Below are 16153 nucleotides of genomic sequence, written 5' to 3'. Positions count from 1 at the left end.
ATGTGGATGTTCTGGCCGCGCTGGAACAGATCATGCGCCAGAATACCGCCTTTTATCAGGATGATTTTGAGATTGACAAAGACATGCTCCGTAAGGCCGCCGCCAGTGATAAGGCCGAAGATAAAACCCTGCTGTGGATGTCGCGCCCCTCCGGGACGTACTGTTTCCGGGAACGTGACGTATTCTTGAAGGACACCTGGCAATACAACACATGGAAATTTAATGGGGAGCAGACCCGCGACCATGTTCTTGCCTACGCCGTGGAGCTGACCGGCAAAGTGGGCGGGAAAATCCGTGGAACTCTCTATGAGCTGGACTACCAGCAGCATTTCCGGCACGTTATAGCCGAGGCGGTAAAAGCGGACAATCTCATTTTGCATTATGAAAAGGGCGACAAGGAGCAGCCCGCCGCGCAGTATTTTAACGGGAGCCCTGACCCCAAGTTGGGGGCGTTCCTGCGGTATGAGGCCAAGCCCAACGAGCCGGAAAACCTGCGTGAAGTGCTGCGGCAGGAGCAGAGAAGCCGGGAGCCGCTTGCCCCCGGCGACTTCAAAAGCCACGTCGCTGTCCTGCGGAATGGACTGATTATGAGGGAGGCCCGGCGCATAGTGGCAGGAATGAAAGAGCTGTCCGCCCCCAACAGCCCAAACAAGACACATTTCATGGTGGAGCTGTCCCCATACTTTGTGCAGATCGCGTCCAGCAAGGACACTGACCGCCTCTTTTCCATGCTGCCTTATAAATCCCTGTGCTTTACCGGCATGAGAGATCGGCATGGGCTGTATGCGGTGATACACAAGGACGAAAACCGGGAGAAAGAGGTGCGGAGGCCCCGTGCCTCCATCCGCAGACAGCTTTCCGAAACGAAACAGGCTAGTGCCCCGAAAAAGGCCCCGCCCCACACCAAGAAAAACGAATTGGAGGTATGAGGAATGTATTTCACCGTAGAAGAAGAAAACATGATTGGTATGTATCATAAGAGTGACCGGCGCAGGACAGCGGGAGCAATCCAGGCCGTTCTGCCAGAGGTGAACGAGGATATGGCGGCGCTGGCCCGTCAGTCCCTTGATAAGCTGGAGGCCATGAGCGACGCCGCCTTTGAGGCGCAGCGGTTCTATTTCACAGGCGAATAACCCAAGCAGGCAAAAGCGCCGGGCGCGGGGGCTATATAGCCCTTGCGTCCGGCGCTTTTGTTTGCCCAGCATGGGCGTTTTCTAATGGGTGAAAGTCCCAAGTGCGCGTAGGCAACAACGAAGCACATAGCCGAACAGCAAGGGTGTCCGCCGTGAGACGGAATCTGAAAGAAGCTGTAAGCAAACCTCTGACCTGACGGACAGGAACCGCATATAAGGCTCGGAAATACGGATAAGGTGGCAAAAGGCACTGAAGTCCAAAAGGTTGCCGGAAGTACGAGTAAATGCGGCAGGTACATGGAGGAAAAGAACACGCACCTTAACTGGGGAGGTCTCACAGGCGGTCTCATTAGCCGTAGTAACAACGAATTGTGAGAAGTCAGCAGAAGCCATAGTAGTGAGGAAGTTCCTGTAATGGGGACGGAGCGAAGGGCTGAACAATCAATCAGTTGAAGTACGTTCCACTTCGTAGCCGGAGCATACGCCTGTCGATGACTTCAAAGGCGGCAAAGGCAAAAGGGGCAGAAAGGAAACAACGCATGGACACAAGCAGTCTCATGGAGCAGATATTAAGCAGGGATAATCTAAATGCGGCGTATCTGCAAGTCGTAAGGAATAAAGGAGCGGCAGGCGTGGACGGGATGACCGTTGAAGAACTTGGCGCATATCTTTCGGAAAACGGCGAAAACATTAAGGAACAGTTGCGGACGAGGAAGTATAAGCCGAAGCCAGTCCGCAGGGTGGAGATACCCAAACCCGATGGTGGTACAAGAAATCTTGGAGTGCCAACAGCAGTAGACCGCTTTGTACAGCAGGCGGTGGCACAGGTGCTTACCCCGATATTTGAGGAGCAGTTTCACGACCACAGCTATGGATTCAGACCCAAGCGGTGTGCACAGCAGGCAGTCCTTAAAGCATTGGAAATGATGAATGACGGACACAACTGGATAGTGGATATCGACCTAGCGAAATTCTTTGACACAGTAGACCATGACAAGCTGATGACGATTTTCGGACGGACAATAAAGGACGGAGATGTCATATCGGTGGTAAGAAAGATTCTGGTCAGCGGCGTAATGATTGATGATGAGTATGAAGATACGGTAGTCGGCACACCGCAGGGTGGAAATATCTCGCCGCTGTTAGCAAATATCATGTTAAATGAGCTGGACAAAGAACTGGAAGCAAGGAGGCTGGATTTCGTCCGGTATGCAGATGACCTTATTATAATGGTCGGGAGCAGACAGGCGGCAGAGCGGGTAATGAAGAGCGTGGCTCGGTTTATAGAGGAAAAGCTTGGACTGAAAGTGAACGCGGAAAAGAGCAGGGTTGATAAACCAAAGGGCATTAAGTATCTGGGGTTTGGATTTTACTATGACTCATTTGCCAAAGGGTACAAAGCCAGACCACACCCGAAAGCGGCAGCAAAGTTCAAGGCGCAGATGAAGAAATATACAAGCAGGAGCTGGGGAGTGGGCAATGGTTATAAAATTGGGAAACTCAACCGGCTTATCCGAGGGTGGATAAATTATTTCAAAATCGGAAGCATGAAAAGGCTGTGCGCAAAAATGGACGGACAGATTCGGTATCGACTGCGCATGTGCATATGGAAACACTGGAAAACGCCAAAGAACAGGGAAAAGAATCTTATCAAACTTGGTCTGCCGCCAAATGCGGCACATGGCATTTCATATGCCAAAGGATATGCCAGAGTGTGCAGAAGCTGGAATCTCCACATTTGTATCAGTAAAGAGAGACTAGCTAAGTTTGGTCTTGTATCCATGGAAGACTACTACGCCGAAAAGGCTGTTACATGTTAAGTTGATTGAACCGCCGTATACCGAACGGTACGTACGGTGGTGTGAGAGGTCGGAAGGCGAAATAATCGCCTTCCTCCTACTCGATTTTCGCGTGTCATACCAATCCATCCCGTTTTGATACATCAAACGTGACCGTTTGCAGCAGTGCAGGGATTATTCGCTTTGGCTGCTCTTTCGTTTCAACCTTCCCGATATACAGGCTGCGGCAGAATCAGGCAAACAAGGAGAAAGAAGCTACGCTGCCATTTGTAGAAAAAGTAACCTCTGATTCCGGGGGGAATGATAATAACACGCAGATATACTCCCGACTAAGAAAAAATCCCCCATATTTCAGGGCTTTTCCCCGTTGCTTTTTCTACGTATTCCCTGACATTTTAGAACTCAACCAGAAATCCAACTCAATTTGTGAGCAATCGGTAAATGGTAAGAGGAATATACCATACAGCAACCACCAGACGCCAGGTCAGGATGACCCCGCCGATCAGGCCGCCTATTATAAAGTTCACCGCAATAATACCAACCGAACCGCCTAAGTCATATCCATGGGGAACCAGCCAGACAAACATCCTCCGAATCCCAAAGGGAATCCCGCAACAGAGCCAGACATAAAAATATTCCGTTTCGCCGTTTTTGGTAAAAACAGACTTGAAGATCAAAAACAGAAACAGTGCGATTACCAAGGTCAAAACAGTATGTTTCAAAAAATCTTTCCAAATCTCTCCGCGTGTCATTCTATCCCTCCATCCTATGTTGTAAGTAAGAAATCTCTATAAATCCGAATTTTGAATCGGCGATTCCTCTTACCGTGCTTTCTCCGCCAGGAGACAAATCCAGTGTTGTTTCCGATTTACATGTGCGGCTATCTGGGAAAAGCCTGCATCTTTTAAGTATTGTGTCAACCGCTCCTGCGTAAAAATACGCATTCCATCGATGATACCAGCCCATTTTTCGTCTTTTGTGTTCCTACCATCCGATTCATTCACAATCATAAATGTGCCACCCGGTTTCAGTACCCGCCAGACTTCTTGAAAGCTCTCCACTGGCCCCGGCCAGAAATAGACCGTTTCAAAGGCAGTGATCACATCAAATGTCGCCGCTTCAAAGGGAAGGCGGGACACATCCCCCTGCACAACGTTACATCTCCCAGCCTGCACCTCATTCCGATTGAATTGCTTTGTTTTGTCGCAAGCGACCTTGGAATAATCCAGGGCTGTCACTCTTGCCTCCGGAAACCGTTTTAAAAGTTCTGCGGTATTGCGTCCTCCACCACATCCGAAATCCGCCAGCATAGAATGAGCTACCCCCGGTACATCTGGAAAATAGGAAAGGCCCCAATCGGAAACAGCGGCATGCCCTTGATTCATACCGTTGACCATCAATTTCCCCATCCAACCGTTCGGCTTTCGGGTGTTGTTAAAAAACTGTTTGAGAATCCCCATGGAATAACCTCCTTGCTCTTACTAAGTTCGCATTAACTAACTGATTTTATTATATAGAAACTCCATCGAAAAATCTACTGATTTTTCAAGGATATATGATTGTGGGGAAAGCCATAGGAAAAAGAAACAGAATGGCAACGCAGAAATGAGAGCGGGATATCGGTATCACCTTGTAGAAAAAGTAAATGCCGCTTCCAGGAGAAAAGGTAGTAACATAGTACCCACCCCTCTGACCAAAGGAAAAAGCCCTGATATTTCAGGGCCTTTTCCCATTACTTTTTCTACGCATGCTCCCGGTGTTTCCTTGCCCACAGCTTCTTGCTCTGGCGCTTGCGTTTCTTGGCACAGTCTGGACAGTAGAGGCAGTTTGGACGTCTGGGAGAAAACAGTGCCCCGCATTCCCGGCAACGCCGCGCTTGGCTTCGCTCCATCAGTTCGGCATAAAGTGTCGCGTCCAGCGGGAGGACGGCAGCCTGAAACCATCGGCACAGCACGGAATAGGAAATGCTCTGCACACAGACACATTCCTCGCCATCGTCCAGCAGGAGGCAGTTTCCGTCACAGTAATTACAACACTCATGCGTGAGCCGCCGGGCCTTGCGGTACTGGCGGTAATTCATTCTCGGTATGTTCATAGCTCCTGTATCTGCTCCTTTCCCGGCGTCACCCGCAAAATGCTGTCCACATTCTGCTTGATAATGCCGTATTCTTTCAGCTCTTTCTTTACCTCGTTATACTGTTCTGACAGCCGTTCCCGTTCTCCGTCCAGCTTTTTATACTCGGCTTTGAGCGCATACAGATTGGGGAGCTTCTTCATCCCGGCCTCTTTGAGCGCCCTCGCCGCAGCTTCATACAAAATAAGCTGGCTCTCATGCTCTCGCCGGAACGCGGCCTTGTCTTTGGCCCTGTGGTATTCCAGCGCCACGGGCCTGGTCTGCTTGTAGGTGGAAATCTGCTTTATCAGCAGAGCCATTTCTCCAAGGCGGCACTCCACTGCTTTCAGGGCAGCGGCGGCTTCGTCGTTGGCTGTGCTGATCTCGTCCAGCCTGCTTTCCAAGCCCTCGTAGCTCTCAATCTGGTGTTCCGTCAGGAAGTTTAAGGCTTTGGCGGCCTGCTTCAAGTTGTAGAGCTTCGCCCACCGCGCATAGCCCGCCGATTGCTGCGCCTTGATATTGTTTTCAATCTCAATACGCAAGGAAATTCCCTGTTCCACTTTACGCTTCGGCCCTCTGTCCACAGCCAGCCCCTTGATACGCCGGGTAATGGCTTCTTCGGTGTAGTCCACCCCCAAGGTTTTGCAGCGGGTAAAGCGTTCCTGTCCGGGGGAGCGGAATGAAATGAATTTCCCGCGTTTCATCTCGTAGCCCTGCGCCTCCATGAGCCGCAGGAAACTGTCAAAATCTCTGGCCTGCGGGATGGCCGCGTCAATGGCGGTTTTCAGCTTTGCTTTCCAGCTCTTGCCCTTGCGCTGGGCGTCCCATTCGGCATAGCTCTTTCCCTTGTCCTTGCCCGGCATCACCACGGACAGGCCGTGTTCCCTGCACAGCCGGTCATTGGTGCGCCGGATATAGGCATAGCTCTGGCGGTTGGAAATATACTTGCGCTGGTTTGCCATATCCACCGCGCAGAAAATGATGTGGTTATGCAGATGGCCCTTGTCTATGTGGGTGGTTATCACATAGGGATATTTCCCGCCAAGCACTTCATCCGCAAGCTGCCGTCCGATTTCGTGGGCCTGCTCCGGCGTGGTTTCGCTCGGCTCAAAGGCTTGTATCAGGTGGTGGGCCAGATTGTTGCCTTTCTTGAACGCCTGATCTAACAACATTTGAAACTCAATATCCGCCGTTTCATACGAACAGCCATAGGAGGAAACGAATAGCTTTTCATCGGTCTTGTCCGGGTTCTCGATGTAGTCCAGCGCCTTTTTCAGCGTTGACTTGATAGGATGGATCTTTGTAACTGCCATATCTGGGCCAGCGCTCCCTTGATGTCCTCCACGTCCTGCGCGTACACAGTCCCGGTACTGTTGATACGCCTTGCGATTTGGTTGACGTTGACGCCGATTTTTTGAAGCTCTGCGGTCTGCGCCCGGATGTCGCTGGTATCCACTTGGACAACATAGCCGTCAATCAGCATTTTCCGGGCGTAGGCAGAAAAATTCCTTGTGCCGATCTGGGCCATCTTCTCTTGAATGAGCGTCCTTTCCTCCGGCGTCACGGGGACGCGCAGCACAAACTTCCGTTTTCGGTTTGCCATTTTCTCACCTTCCTTCATTCAGGGGTTTGGGGACTTCCCCAAGATACAAACGGGAAGCCGTTTGCCGGGAGTGTAGCCACACTCCCTATGCTTGCTGCTGTTTTTCTTTTCCTCCACTCCTAATACTCCGAAAAGCCCTCAAACTACCCGCAAACTATCAACTTTGTTGCAAAAAACGCAAAAAAATAAGAGGCCCTTGGCCTCCATACAACAAATGACAAACGAATGCCGAATACGTTTGATGCAGTCGCTTGACAGTCCCGCGTCCACGGCACATCGTTAAACATACTCGTTCTTTTGTTTTGCCTTTACAGGGAATACGGTATAAAAGATTCTGTCATACTACTTTTATATCATCAAATAAGCAGAGGTGAAACGAAATGGAACACAATTACAATGAAATCCTGCGGGACTACCGCACCTATTTGGCCGAACATGAAAAATCTCACGCAACCATACAAAAGTATGTCCGTGAGCTGCTTTGGTTCCTTTCATTTTTACAGGGAGAAGAACTAACAAAAGCAAAGGTTCTGGAATACCGGGAACAACTGCAACAGAAACACCATGCCCGCACCGTAAACGCCAAGCTGTCCGCCATTCATTCCTATCTGGACTACCTGGGACTGGCGGCCTGCAAGGTGCGGTTTTTAAAAATCCAGCACACGGTATTTGTGGACGACAGCCGGGATTTGACCGAAGCGGAATACCACCGCCTGTTAGACGCTGCCAAACGGAAAAAGGACAGCCGCCTGTATCATGTGATGCTTGCTATCTGCGCCACCGGAATCCGGGTCAGTGAGCTTTCGTTCCTGACCGTTGAGGCGTTGCAAAAAGGGAAAGCGGAAATCCGCATGAAAGGCAAAACCAGAACCATTCTCTTGACAAAGGAACTGTGCCGGAAATTAAATGCCTATGCCAAAGAAAAAGGCATCCGAACGGGGTATCTGTTCTGTACCCACACCGGAAAGCCCTTAGACCGAAGCAATATCTGTCATGATATGAAAAAGCTGTGCCGGGCGGCAAGGGTAAATCCCCAAAAGGTCTTTCCCCACAATCTGCGCCACCTGTTTGCAAAATGCTACTATGCCATCAAAAAGAATCTGGCGTATCTGGCGGATATTTTAGGGCACGCCTCCGTGGACACTACGCGGATTTATGTCGCGATGGGCACACGGGAACATGAGCGAACCTTACAGCGGATGCGCCTGATCTCATAGCACCACGGAATAATGATTCTGTGGTTCCATGGCCTCCTTGCTCAGTTACAAGTAGAACTGATTAGCTTTATTATAGATAGTTTAGCCTTGATTTTCAAGCACTTGTTACATATCAAATGTAAAAATAAATACGAAAAATAGACCTGCACCCGGATAAATGTGCGCAGGTCTGGTTTTCATGCCTATCAGAACTTCCTTTTCCAGTGCCGAGATGCTATTCAGCCGTTGGAAACAGAGAGAAATACCACAGAATCATTATTCTGGGGTAATGAAAGCCATTCAGCACAAAGGATAGGCGGTTCAGATTCCCGTTGAAACGGCAGGAGGTGAATGGAGTGGAAGAAAGATGTCCGATAGAATTGTTGGAGTGCTTGGCCCAAAAAGCCGGATGTGGGTATCTTTCCGATTTGCGGTATCTCAGCCCATGGGAGCAATTCCATCTGACGATGGAACTGGTGCAGATTCCTGCGGAAGCATTTTCGCTGAAATCCTGGAATGACGCCTTGGCTTATCTGGCTGGCCTTGCCCCGGAAGCGACTGTATTCGATGCAAAAGAACGATTGATTTGGCAGCTATCGGAACATTCCAGCATTTTGCACCGTCATCTGAGCCAGGAATGAAACGGAGCGGAAAGGGCGGTCTATTCATCCATGGTGATCCAATCATAAGAGAAAGAGAGGAAAAAGTCATGAAAAAGCGCGCAATATCGTTAGTTCTGTGCCTGATGATGGTCGTGACGCTGTTTGGCAATGGGATACCCGTCTATGCAGCAAACGAATTAGAGCCACCCATCGTCGCCACAGAAGAAACGAGCCAGGATGCCCAGGAGGAATCCGAGGCAGAGGGCAGTCCAGCCGTGGAAGCCTCTGAGGCCGCACATGGGGAAGATACAAACGCGGCAGGCGAGGCAAGCTCAGAGGTCGCGGGAACATCTGAGACGGACGAAACGACGGAGGACGAAACGACGGAAGCCACGGACGCAGAGGAAACGGCTGGGGCAGAAGAAGGGACCGAGAATAAACCGCCCGAAGCCGCAGATACAGAAGAAAGTGCAACAGTAAATACACCGGAGACGACGGAAGAAGCTGTTGCAGAAGAAAAGCCGGACGTTGCTACCCCTGCTGAGGCAGATAATGGCCTAGTCACAGTACCCAATGAAGATGGATTGACTTTGCAGGAGATTATTAATGCGGCAGAGGACAATACACTCACAACTATTGAGATTACAGAGGATATCGAACTAGAGAGCTGCTTATTAATCCCTGCCAATAAAGATATAAAGATTCAATCATCGGATGAAGAACAATACACGATTGAAGCCCCTGGCGGACTGATTGCGCTTTTCCAAAACCTGATTTCGGTTGAAGAAGGAGCCCACCTCACCTTTGAAAATGTAAGGATTTTATCTTCGCGCCAGGGCACGAGGGGACCGGTTCTTTTAGTGAATGGTGAGGTTACCCTTGGCGAGGATGCAATCATTACAACAAATAGTAATGAAAAGCAGTTTGCCAGTGCTGTGAAAGTAGATGGTGAAGATGCAATACTAACCATTGCCGGAGGAACCATTTCTGATTTTTCGTTTACAGGTAGTGGTGGAGCAGTTTTTGTGGAAAATGGGACGCTCAACATAACCAGTGGGACGATTGAGAATTGCAGTGCTCACTTAGGTGGCGCCGTTGCTGTTGAAAAGCAAGGAACCGTTATCATGAGCGGTGGTCAGATCAAGGAATGTAAAGCAGATGAATCTGGCGGCGGTATTTATCTTGCGCCAACAGGCAGTACATTTGACATGTCCGGCGGAGAAATTACCTCCTGTGATGCCTGGTGGGCTGGTGGGGCTATAGCTGATGATGGAGGTAACAGTGTTAGCATAAGCGGTGGGCATATTTCTAAAAATAATTCCATAAATGGTGCCGGTGTATACGTCGGCAATCTCAGCACTTTCCATATGTCCGATGGAGCCATTGTATCCAACCACTCGAACGCATCCGGTGGGGGGCTGCATCTAATGGGTGCTACGGGCGAAATGACTGGAGGAACAATTTCGTACAATACGGCAGATTCTCAAGGAGGAGGCATTGTCTTATTTCAGGATAAAGCTGATGGTAACCTGACGATTACGGCCGGTACAATTAGTCATAACACTGCAAATGGTATAGATTTAGGCGGTGTAATTCATTATGCGGGCGGTGGAATCTATGTTGATGAGGGGTGTGCCCTTCATCTATATAATGTTGCCATTGCCAATAATGAGGCAGTTAATAACCCCACCCGGCAGGGCCGGGGCGGCGGCTTTGCGGCATGCCCGACAGCAAAGGTAGAAATTCATTTGAATCAGGGAGCGATTATTTACCAGAACAGGGATCAGTCTGGTTTTGCAGATGAAGTCTACGTACAGGAGCGGGGAGCAAATCAGAATATACCTTTCATTTCTCAATATTACTTAGGAGGCGGAAAGTACGATTGGACAGATGCAAAGGGTAACACGATAGACGTTTATCAATCGGTGCAAACCTATCGAGACGATCCAAACCAAAATATCACTTTGTTTAACGACCTGACTGACAAAGATCCTGGAGTGAAGGACGCTCTAGAGGAAGTAAAGGTACATATCGCCGAAAATAAAGGATTGTACGGAGGGGGTATTGCAACAAACGGTACGGTAATTATCGGTACAGAAACAGAAGAACCAGCAACAGGCGACTTGACCGTTTCAAAGGCTGTATCCGGTGATGGAGCAGATTCCAATAAGCCGTTTTCCTTTACTATTTCTGCAACTTATAAACCGTTCAAAGCAATCAACGGAACCTATGGAGATATGAAATTTATTGACGGGGTTGCTAATTTTACTCTGAAAGACAAGGAAAGTAAAACTGCTTCTGGGCTTCCCGCTGGAACGGTATACACCGTAACAGAAAATGACAACGACGATTATACTGTAACTAAGGCAAATTCTGAGGGCACGATTCAGCAAGATACAACTGTGACGGCCTCGTTTGAAAATCGGAAGGAAATGCCTCCCTGTCCCTGTGGAGAGGGGGAGTTAACAGTGGCAAAAACAGTGACTGGCTCTGGCGGTGACCTTAATAAGGAGTTCACTTTTACTGTGACGCTGGATAAAAAGAACCTTAGTGGCCAGTATGGAGATATGACATTCGCTAATGGAGTTGCCACCTTTACTTTGAAGCACGGGCAGAGCAAGACAGCCAAAAGGCTTCCCGCAGGCGCGTCCTATACGGTCGAGGAAACCGGCAGTGATGGCTATATTGTGAGCAAGACCAATGCAGCAGGCACCATCCAGACGGGCAGCACTGCCACAGTAGCCTTTGAAAACTACAAGGAAAGACCTGGAAGCGGCACGGATGCCCCCCCCCAATCCTCCTGTAGACCCGCCTACGGAAAAGACCGGGAATTTAGCAGTAACAAAGACGGTAAGCGGCTCTCGCGGAGACCAGAACAAAGATTTTACCTTTACGGTTACGCTGGATAAAAAAGACCTGAACGGCAAGTACGGCGATATGAGCTTTACGGGCGGCGTTGCTACCTTCACCTTGAAGCATGGGCAGAGCAAGACGGCCAATGGACTTCCGGCAGGCGTGTCCTATACGGTAGAGGAAAGCGACAACAGCGGCTATACCGTTACCAAGACCAACGCAACAGGCCCCATCCAGACGGGCAGCACCGCCACAGCATCCTTTGAAAACTATAAGGGCAGCTCCGGCGGCTCCGGTGGTTCTGGTGGAAGTTCTGGCGGCAATGGCGGCGGAAGCAGCAGCCATACACCGCAGCCCGCCCGCGTGAACCTGACCGCCACAAAGACCATGGATGGATTGATTCCTACGGGCAGCGGCTTTACCTTCTTCCTGGATGATGCCAACGGCCAGCGGTTGCAGGTGAAGAACAATCAGGGTGGAAATATCACCTTTGATACTTTGACGTTCAACAAAACCGGCACCTATGTCTATTACCTCACGGAGCAGACCGGCAATGACAAGAATATCAACTATGATACGGCTTCCTACAAAGTAACCGTCACCGTGACCTGTCCCTATGATTATGCGGCCAGCGTGTCCTACGAAAAGAATGGGCAGGCATACAACAGCGTACCGGCTTTTGCCAACACCACAAAGCAGGCCGCTCCTGCACCAACGCCTACGCAGACACCGTCTGTTGTTGCACCGGCTCGTCCTCTGGACAATGTTCCAAAGACCGAGGACAGCAGCAATCTCGCCCTCTGGGGTATTCTGGCGGCAGCCTCCCTCCTGAGCCTGACTGTGCTTCTTGCAGGGACTAAGACGCGCAAAGTCAGATTCCAAGGCAAAGAGCATCAGAGCTGACGCAGGGAACAATACCAATGTGTTTGTGGATGGGGTTCATGCTTCGGCATGAGCCCCATTCCTTTTATTTATCTTTTTAAACTACGCAAAGGAGAACGAAAGATATGTTAAACAAAAAGGAATTTGCCGTACTGATCGCACAGAGAACCGGAAGCAGCCACAAGGAAGCCAAAGCATTTCTGGATGCCTTTTGCGCGGAGCTGGGAGACGCCCTGGCGGCTGGGGAAACCGTGCAGCTTACCGGCACCGGCATCTTTACCGTGCGGGAAACTCCTGCCCATACCGGGTTTAATCCTATGACAAAGCAGCCGATTGCGGTAGCGGCCAAAAAGTCTCCTGTGTTTAAGGCCGGAAAACATTTGAAAGAGAAAGTCAATGAAACGCAGGACTAAGCCCGGAAAACGGCCATGGTATGTGATACTTGGAATGCTTTCCAGCAGTGTGCTTCTGGTTGTGTCCCTGTTCATGCTGGGTTCTTCTCTGCTGGACCTGGCGGAATCCCAGGCGGCCTTTGAAGCGCTGGCCGCCCGTGTGGAGGGCGAAACCAAGAACTTCAAAGCTCCCACTGTCCAAGCCGCCCCAACGCCTGATGAAACCACTGCTGTTCTCTCTCCCTATGGGGCGCTAAAGGATGAAAACAGTGATTTCTTTGGCTGGGTAAAGATCGAGGGAACGAAAGTGGACTATCCGGTGATGTATACACCCCAGGAGCCGGAATACTATCTGCGCCGGGCCTTTGATAAGAGCGATTCCATCAGCGGCGTTCCATTCCTGGACGGAAGCTACATTGAGGGAGGGAACCACTATCTGGTCTACGGCCACAACATGAAAAACGGCACCATGTTCCATGCCTTGTTAGACTATGCAAAACCGGAGTTTTGGAAGGAGCATCCCACCATTGCCTTTGACACCCTGCAAGAGGATGGAACCTATACGGTGATCGGGGCGTTCTATTCCAGAGTGTACTACCAGGACGAAACGGGCGTATTTCGTTTCTATTCCTACCCGGATCTGAGTGACCCAGAGCTGTTTCAGGAATACGTGGGCCATGTGGAAGCAGCTTCGCTTTACGACACCGGAGAAACCGCAGCATACGGGGACACGCTGCTGACCCTGGTGACGTGCAGCTATCACACCGAAAACGGACGGTTTGTCGTGGTGGCGCGGAAAAGCTAGGAAAATCAACAAAAGCAGTCATATTTTTTGAGTTTCATTTTTTGGTGCCTTATACTGTAAGAAGGAGAAATAAGAGGATGAAGAACAAAAGCAAGGAATTATTTGTAGCTCTGGCTAGGGAAACAGGGCTTCGGTTCAGCTAGGAACACGGGGCCTTGTGGGGAGAACTGCAAGGCTACCCGGTTGTGATCTATCTTCCCAACGAAAACTATCCAAACATATTTCAGGCTGTGTTTGGAGGCACCCTGCATGGCGGAACGATGGATAAGCAGGATACAAAAGAGTTGCGCAAGTCAGTGAAGGGAATTACCCGTGTGGAGGCGACCGCCACAAGCGTTTCGGTCGTGTTCCGAGCGTCCAATGCCGGGGCTGCCGCATTGATTTTAAATACAATGGCAAACGGCTTGCGGCAAAAAGGCTTTACACGGGGCTGTCAGCATTGTGGGAAGGATGTTCCCACCGTGGGCGCGAATGTGGCGGGTGCCTATCTGTCCCTGTGTGACGAATGCTTTGGGACGCTGCGGGGGCAAATGGAAGTTTCCCACGGCCAGTATCAGGCCCGCAGAGAAAGTGTTGCAGCCGGAATTGTAGGCGCATTGTTGGGTTCTCTGGTGGGTGCGGCTGCTATTGTCCTTGTCAGCCGCCTTGGCTATGTTGCTTCTGTAACAGGGCTGGTCATGGCGGCATGTACCCTGCTGGGTTATGAGAAATTGGGCGGGAAATTAACCAAAAAAGGCGTCGTAATCTGTTCTGTGATTATGCTGGCAATGACGTATGTTGCAAACCAAATGGATTGGGCCATTCTCATTATGCAGGAGTTCGGTGTCATCTTTTTCGAGGCGTACCAGTCTATATCGGTTCTGCTGGACTATGAAGCCATCGAAGCAAGTGTTTATTGGGGCAATCTGGCCTTGGTTTATGTCTCCCTGCTGTTTGGGGCCGTGCCCATGGTCATCAGTAAGCTGCGCAATCAAGCCGTCAAGGACACAATCAGCCGGATGGATCAAAAAACCACACGGCTGTTTAACCAAGTGGTTGCTGGCAGCCTCCTTCACGCTGATTCCGTTGGCGGTTTTAGGAGGGAGCTGTCATGTGTAACACAGGAGATCGACCAACGGAAACGGAAGTAGAACCGTTAAAAAAAGACATCCCCCGGCCAGTGGAATATATGGCCGGAACCATGCCGTATACCATGCAATAAAAATCATACTGTTGTTACATTCGCCCGGAGGGTTTATGCCCTTCCGGGCGAATTTTGTTGTTTCCTGCGTCCCGTGCCACCGGCCACACATTTTTTCAAAAAATGTTGCAAAAAGTGGTGTTTAGCGGGTAGCTGGCGGCTTTTCAAAAGTAACTTTGGCGGAAAGGGAGAGAACCACCGAAATCACCCACAGAAAGGGGGTGAGAAGATGGATACGATCCCCCGCAATAACTTTATCCTGCGGCACCGCTATGACGCATTTTGCAAGGCGGTACTCCGCAATGAGGCCAAAGATTATCTGCGCGAGATGGGACAGCAGCGCGACCGTGAAAAGTCGCTGGACGCCCTGACACAGCAGGATTGGACAAGCTCTCCACGGTAGATTATTACCCCAGCGACAGCTACGTTTTTTCGTCGCATGGATATGATTTGCTCATTGACAACGAGCTTGTAGCCGAGGCATTCGCCAGCCTGCCACAACAAGAACAAAGCATTTTGATTTTGCACTGTGTTTTGGATTTGGCAGACGGAGAAATCGGAAGCCTCATGGGAATGTCCCGCAGCGCCGTACAGCGCCACAGGACAAGCACCCTGAAACAGTTGCGTTTGAAATTGATGGCGCTCATGCCAGAGGGAGGAAAACGCGGATGAAGGAACCCACATTCAACGGCAGAAAACTTCTGCCCCTTTCGGTGATGGAAGCTGCCCACGCTGGGGACGCAATGGCTATGGAACAAGTGCTACGGTACTATGCAGGCTACATAAACAAGCTCTGCACCCGCACCTTGTACGACAGCAACGGCATCCCTTATGTGTGCGTGGACGAGTATATGAAGCACCGTTTGGAACTCAAGCTCATCCATTCCATCATCGTTGCTTTGAAGTAACGGCCCGGCCACGGTAACGGAAATGTTTTCTAACTCCCTTTCCGCATTTCCGCCGACCTGGTGGCTGATGGATGCACCTTGACAAATACGCCCGCAGGACAATGGCGGTGCGTCATAGGGCATACGGACACATTCTGTCTGTACCGAGCCGGACGGCGGGTGCGCCATGATGCTGGTTTCTGCGAAAACAGCGGAGCGACCACCACCCAGCCGCCACATAGGCGTGGCTGCTTATGGGCGACGACGTGCAGGCAGGACAATGATACTCCCTTACAGCCACAGTCCGAGCGTTAAAAGCGTCGCAGGCAATGGGTATGGCCGTGTGAGAACCACGCGGGGGTGAAAGTCCCGTGGAGCTGGGCCGCCAGCCGTCCGTGTTTTGCCTATAGTTACAAGAATCCTTTTTTTGAACATAAGGAGGCAAGATTATGAGTAATAACGATGTGCCTATTTGGGAAAAATATACGCTTACCATTGAGGAAGCGTCGAAATATTTTCGCATTGGAGAAAACAAGCTGCGGCGGCTTGCCGAGGAAAACCCATCCGCTGGCTGGGTGATTTTGAACGGCGACCGCATCCAGATCAAACGGCAAAAGTTTGAAAAAATCATTGATTCTCTGGACACAATCTAGTGAAAAAGAGCCTTGACTATGCTATAATACCCTTAGAGTGTGTCAAGGCTCTTTC

The 16153-nt window shown here is 50.3% G+C and carries 18 protein-coding genes and 1 pseudogene; 14 read left to right on the top strand and 5 right to left on the bottom strand.

Features of this window, described 5'->3' with window-relative positions:
- The first annotated feature begins 32 nt into the window (after window positions 1–32).
- From LA360_RS29060 to ltrA, 3 genes are all read left to right on the top strand, one after another.
- The gene (locus LA360_RS29060; RefSeq protein WP_166433713.1) at window positions 33–929 is read left to right on the top strand and encodes a hypothetical protein; all 897 of its coding nucleotides are present in this window, start codon (window positions 33–35) and stop codon (window positions 927–929) included.
- Window positions 930–932: 3 nt separating this feature from the next.
- A complete protein-coding gene (locus LA360_RS29055; protein ID WP_003525496.1) occupies window positions 933–1133 on the top strand; it encodes a transposon-transfer assisting family protein in 201 nt (66 codons plus the stop codon).
- 539 nt (window positions 1134–1672) lie between these two features.
- Entirely contained in the window at window positions 1673–2953 is a 1281-nt protein-coding gene (gene ltrA, locus LA360_RS29050; RefSeq protein ID WP_002578445.1) for a group II intron reverse transcriptase/maturase, read from the top strand.
- Between the two features lie 398 nt (window positions 2954–3351).
- Here ltrA and LA360_RS29045 read toward each other — a convergent pair whose 3' ends face one another.
- The 5 genes from LA360_RS29045 to LA360_RS29025 all read right to left on the bottom strand — a co-directional run bounded on the left by LA360_RS29045 (window position 3352) and on the right by LA360_RS29025 (window position 6648).
- Entirely contained in the window at window positions 3352–3684 is a 333-nt protein-coding gene (locus tag LA360_RS29045; RefSeq protein WP_003525494.1) for a DUF6050 family protein, read from the bottom strand.
- Window positions 3685–3753: 69 nt separating this feature from the next.
- On the bottom strand, window positions 3754–4392 hold the full coding sequence (locus tag LA360_RS29040) for a class I SAM-dependent methyltransferase (protein WP_112482515.1): 639 nt from the start codon (window positions 4390–4392) through the stop codon (window positions 3754–3756).
- Window positions 4393–4673: 281 nt separating this feature from the next.
- The gene (locus LA360_RS29035) at window positions 4674–5027 is read right to left on the bottom strand and encodes a cysteine-rich VLP domain-containing protein (RefSeq protein WP_025491689.1); all 354 of its coding nucleotides are present in this window, start codon (window positions 5025–5027) and stop codon (window positions 4674–4676) included.
- Window positions 5024–6358, bottom strand: a complete 1335-nt coding sequence (locus LA360_RS29030; RefSeq protein ID WP_025491688.1) for a relaxase/mobilization nuclease domain-containing protein — start codon at window positions 6356–6358, stop codon at window positions 5024–5026. Before LA360_RS29030 ends, LA360_RS29035 begins: the two co-directional genes overlap by 4 nt.
- The gene (locus tag LA360_RS29025) at window positions 6319–6648 is read right to left on the bottom strand and encodes a plasmid mobilization protein (protein ID WP_025491687.1); all 330 of its coding nucleotides are present in this window, start codon (window positions 6646–6648) and stop codon (window positions 6319–6321) included. Before LA360_RS29025 ends, LA360_RS29030 begins: the two co-directional genes overlap by 40 nt.
- Window positions 6649–7028: 380 nt before the next feature.
- Here LA360_RS29025 and LA360_RS29020 point away from each other — a divergent pair, with 380 nt between their 5' ends.
- The 11 genes and pseudogenes from LA360_RS29020 (at window position 7029) to LA360_RS28975 (ending at window position 16098) form a co-directional block, all read left to right on the top strand.
- Window positions 7029–7865, top strand: a complete 837-nt coding sequence (locus LA360_RS29020; protein WP_112482518.1) for a tyrosine-type recombinase/integrase — start codon at window positions 7029–7031, stop codon at window positions 7863–7865.
- 335 nt (window positions 7866–8200) lie between these two features.
- Entirely contained in the window at window positions 8201–8485 is a 285-nt protein-coding gene (locus LA360_RS29015) for a hypothetical protein (RefSeq protein WP_225537840.1), read from the top strand.
- A pseudogene (locus tag LA360_RS30155) lies at window positions 8482–11190 on the top strand (right-handed parallel beta-helix repeat-containing protein); the annotation flags it as partial. The gene LA360_RS29015 and the pseudogene LA360_RS30155, both read left to right, overlap by 4 nt.
- A 37-nt stretch (window positions 11191–11227) precedes the next feature.
- Complete coding sequence (locus tag LA360_RS29005; protein ID WP_112482522.1) at window positions 11228–12202, top strand: DUF7601 domain-containing protein; 975 nt, start codon at window positions 11228–11230, stop codon at window positions 12200–12202.
- 104 nt (window positions 12203–12306) lie between these two features.
- On the top strand, window positions 12307–12594 hold the full coding sequence (locus tag LA360_RS29000) for an HU family DNA-binding protein (RefSeq protein ID WP_112482524.1): 288 nt from the start codon (window positions 12307–12309) through the stop codon (window positions 12592–12594).
- On the top strand, window positions 12578–13378 hold the full coding sequence (locus tag LA360_RS28995; RefSeq protein WP_112482526.1) for a class B sortase: 801 nt from the start codon (window positions 12578–12580) through the stop codon (window positions 13376–13378). Before LA360_RS29000 ends, LA360_RS28995 begins: the two co-directional genes overlap by 17 nt.
- A 155-nt stretch (window positions 13379–13533) precedes the next feature.
- Window positions 13534–14508: a hypothetical protein gene (locus tag LA360_RS28990; RefSeq protein WP_112482528.1), complete on the top strand. Its 975-nt coding sequence runs from the start codon at window positions 13534–13536 to the stop codon at window positions 14506–14508.
- Between the two features lie 279 nt (window positions 14509–14787).
- Window positions 14788–14961: a hypothetical protein gene (locus LA360_RS32225; protein WP_330411310.1), complete on the top strand. Its 174-nt coding sequence runs from the start codon at window positions 14788–14790 to the stop codon at window positions 14959–14961.
- Window positions 14940–15230, top strand: a complete 291-nt coding sequence (locus LA360_RS28985) for a sigma factor-like helix-turn-helix DNA-binding protein (protein WP_330411311.1) — start codon at window positions 14940–14942, stop codon at window positions 15228–15230. Before LA360_RS32225 ends, LA360_RS28985 begins: the two co-directional genes overlap by 22 nt.
- Window positions 15227–15466 (top strand): helix-turn-helix domain-containing protein, encoded by a 240-nt coding sequence (locus LA360_RS28980; protein ID WP_025491679.1) that lies wholly within the window; start codon window positions 15227–15229, stop codon window positions 15464–15466. Before LA360_RS28985 ends, LA360_RS28980 begins: the two co-directional genes overlap by 4 nt.
- 428 nt (window positions 15467–15894) lie before the next feature.
- Window positions 15895–16098 (top strand): excisionase, encoded by a 204-nt coding sequence (locus LA360_RS28975; RefSeq protein WP_112482530.1) that lies wholly within the window; start codon window positions 15895–15897, stop codon window positions 16096–16098.
- The last annotated feature ends 55 nt before the right edge of the window (window positions 16099–16153 follow it).

Source organism: Enterocloster clostridioformis (assembly GCF_020297485.1).
In the GTDB taxonomy this organism is placed as follows: domain Bacteria; phylum Bacillota; class Clostridia; order Lachnospirales; family Lachnospiraceae; genus Enterocloster; species Enterocloster clostridioformis.
The sequence above is the reverse complement of the archived record's forward strand: the minus strand, read 5'-3'. Positions and strand labels throughout refer to the sequence as shown.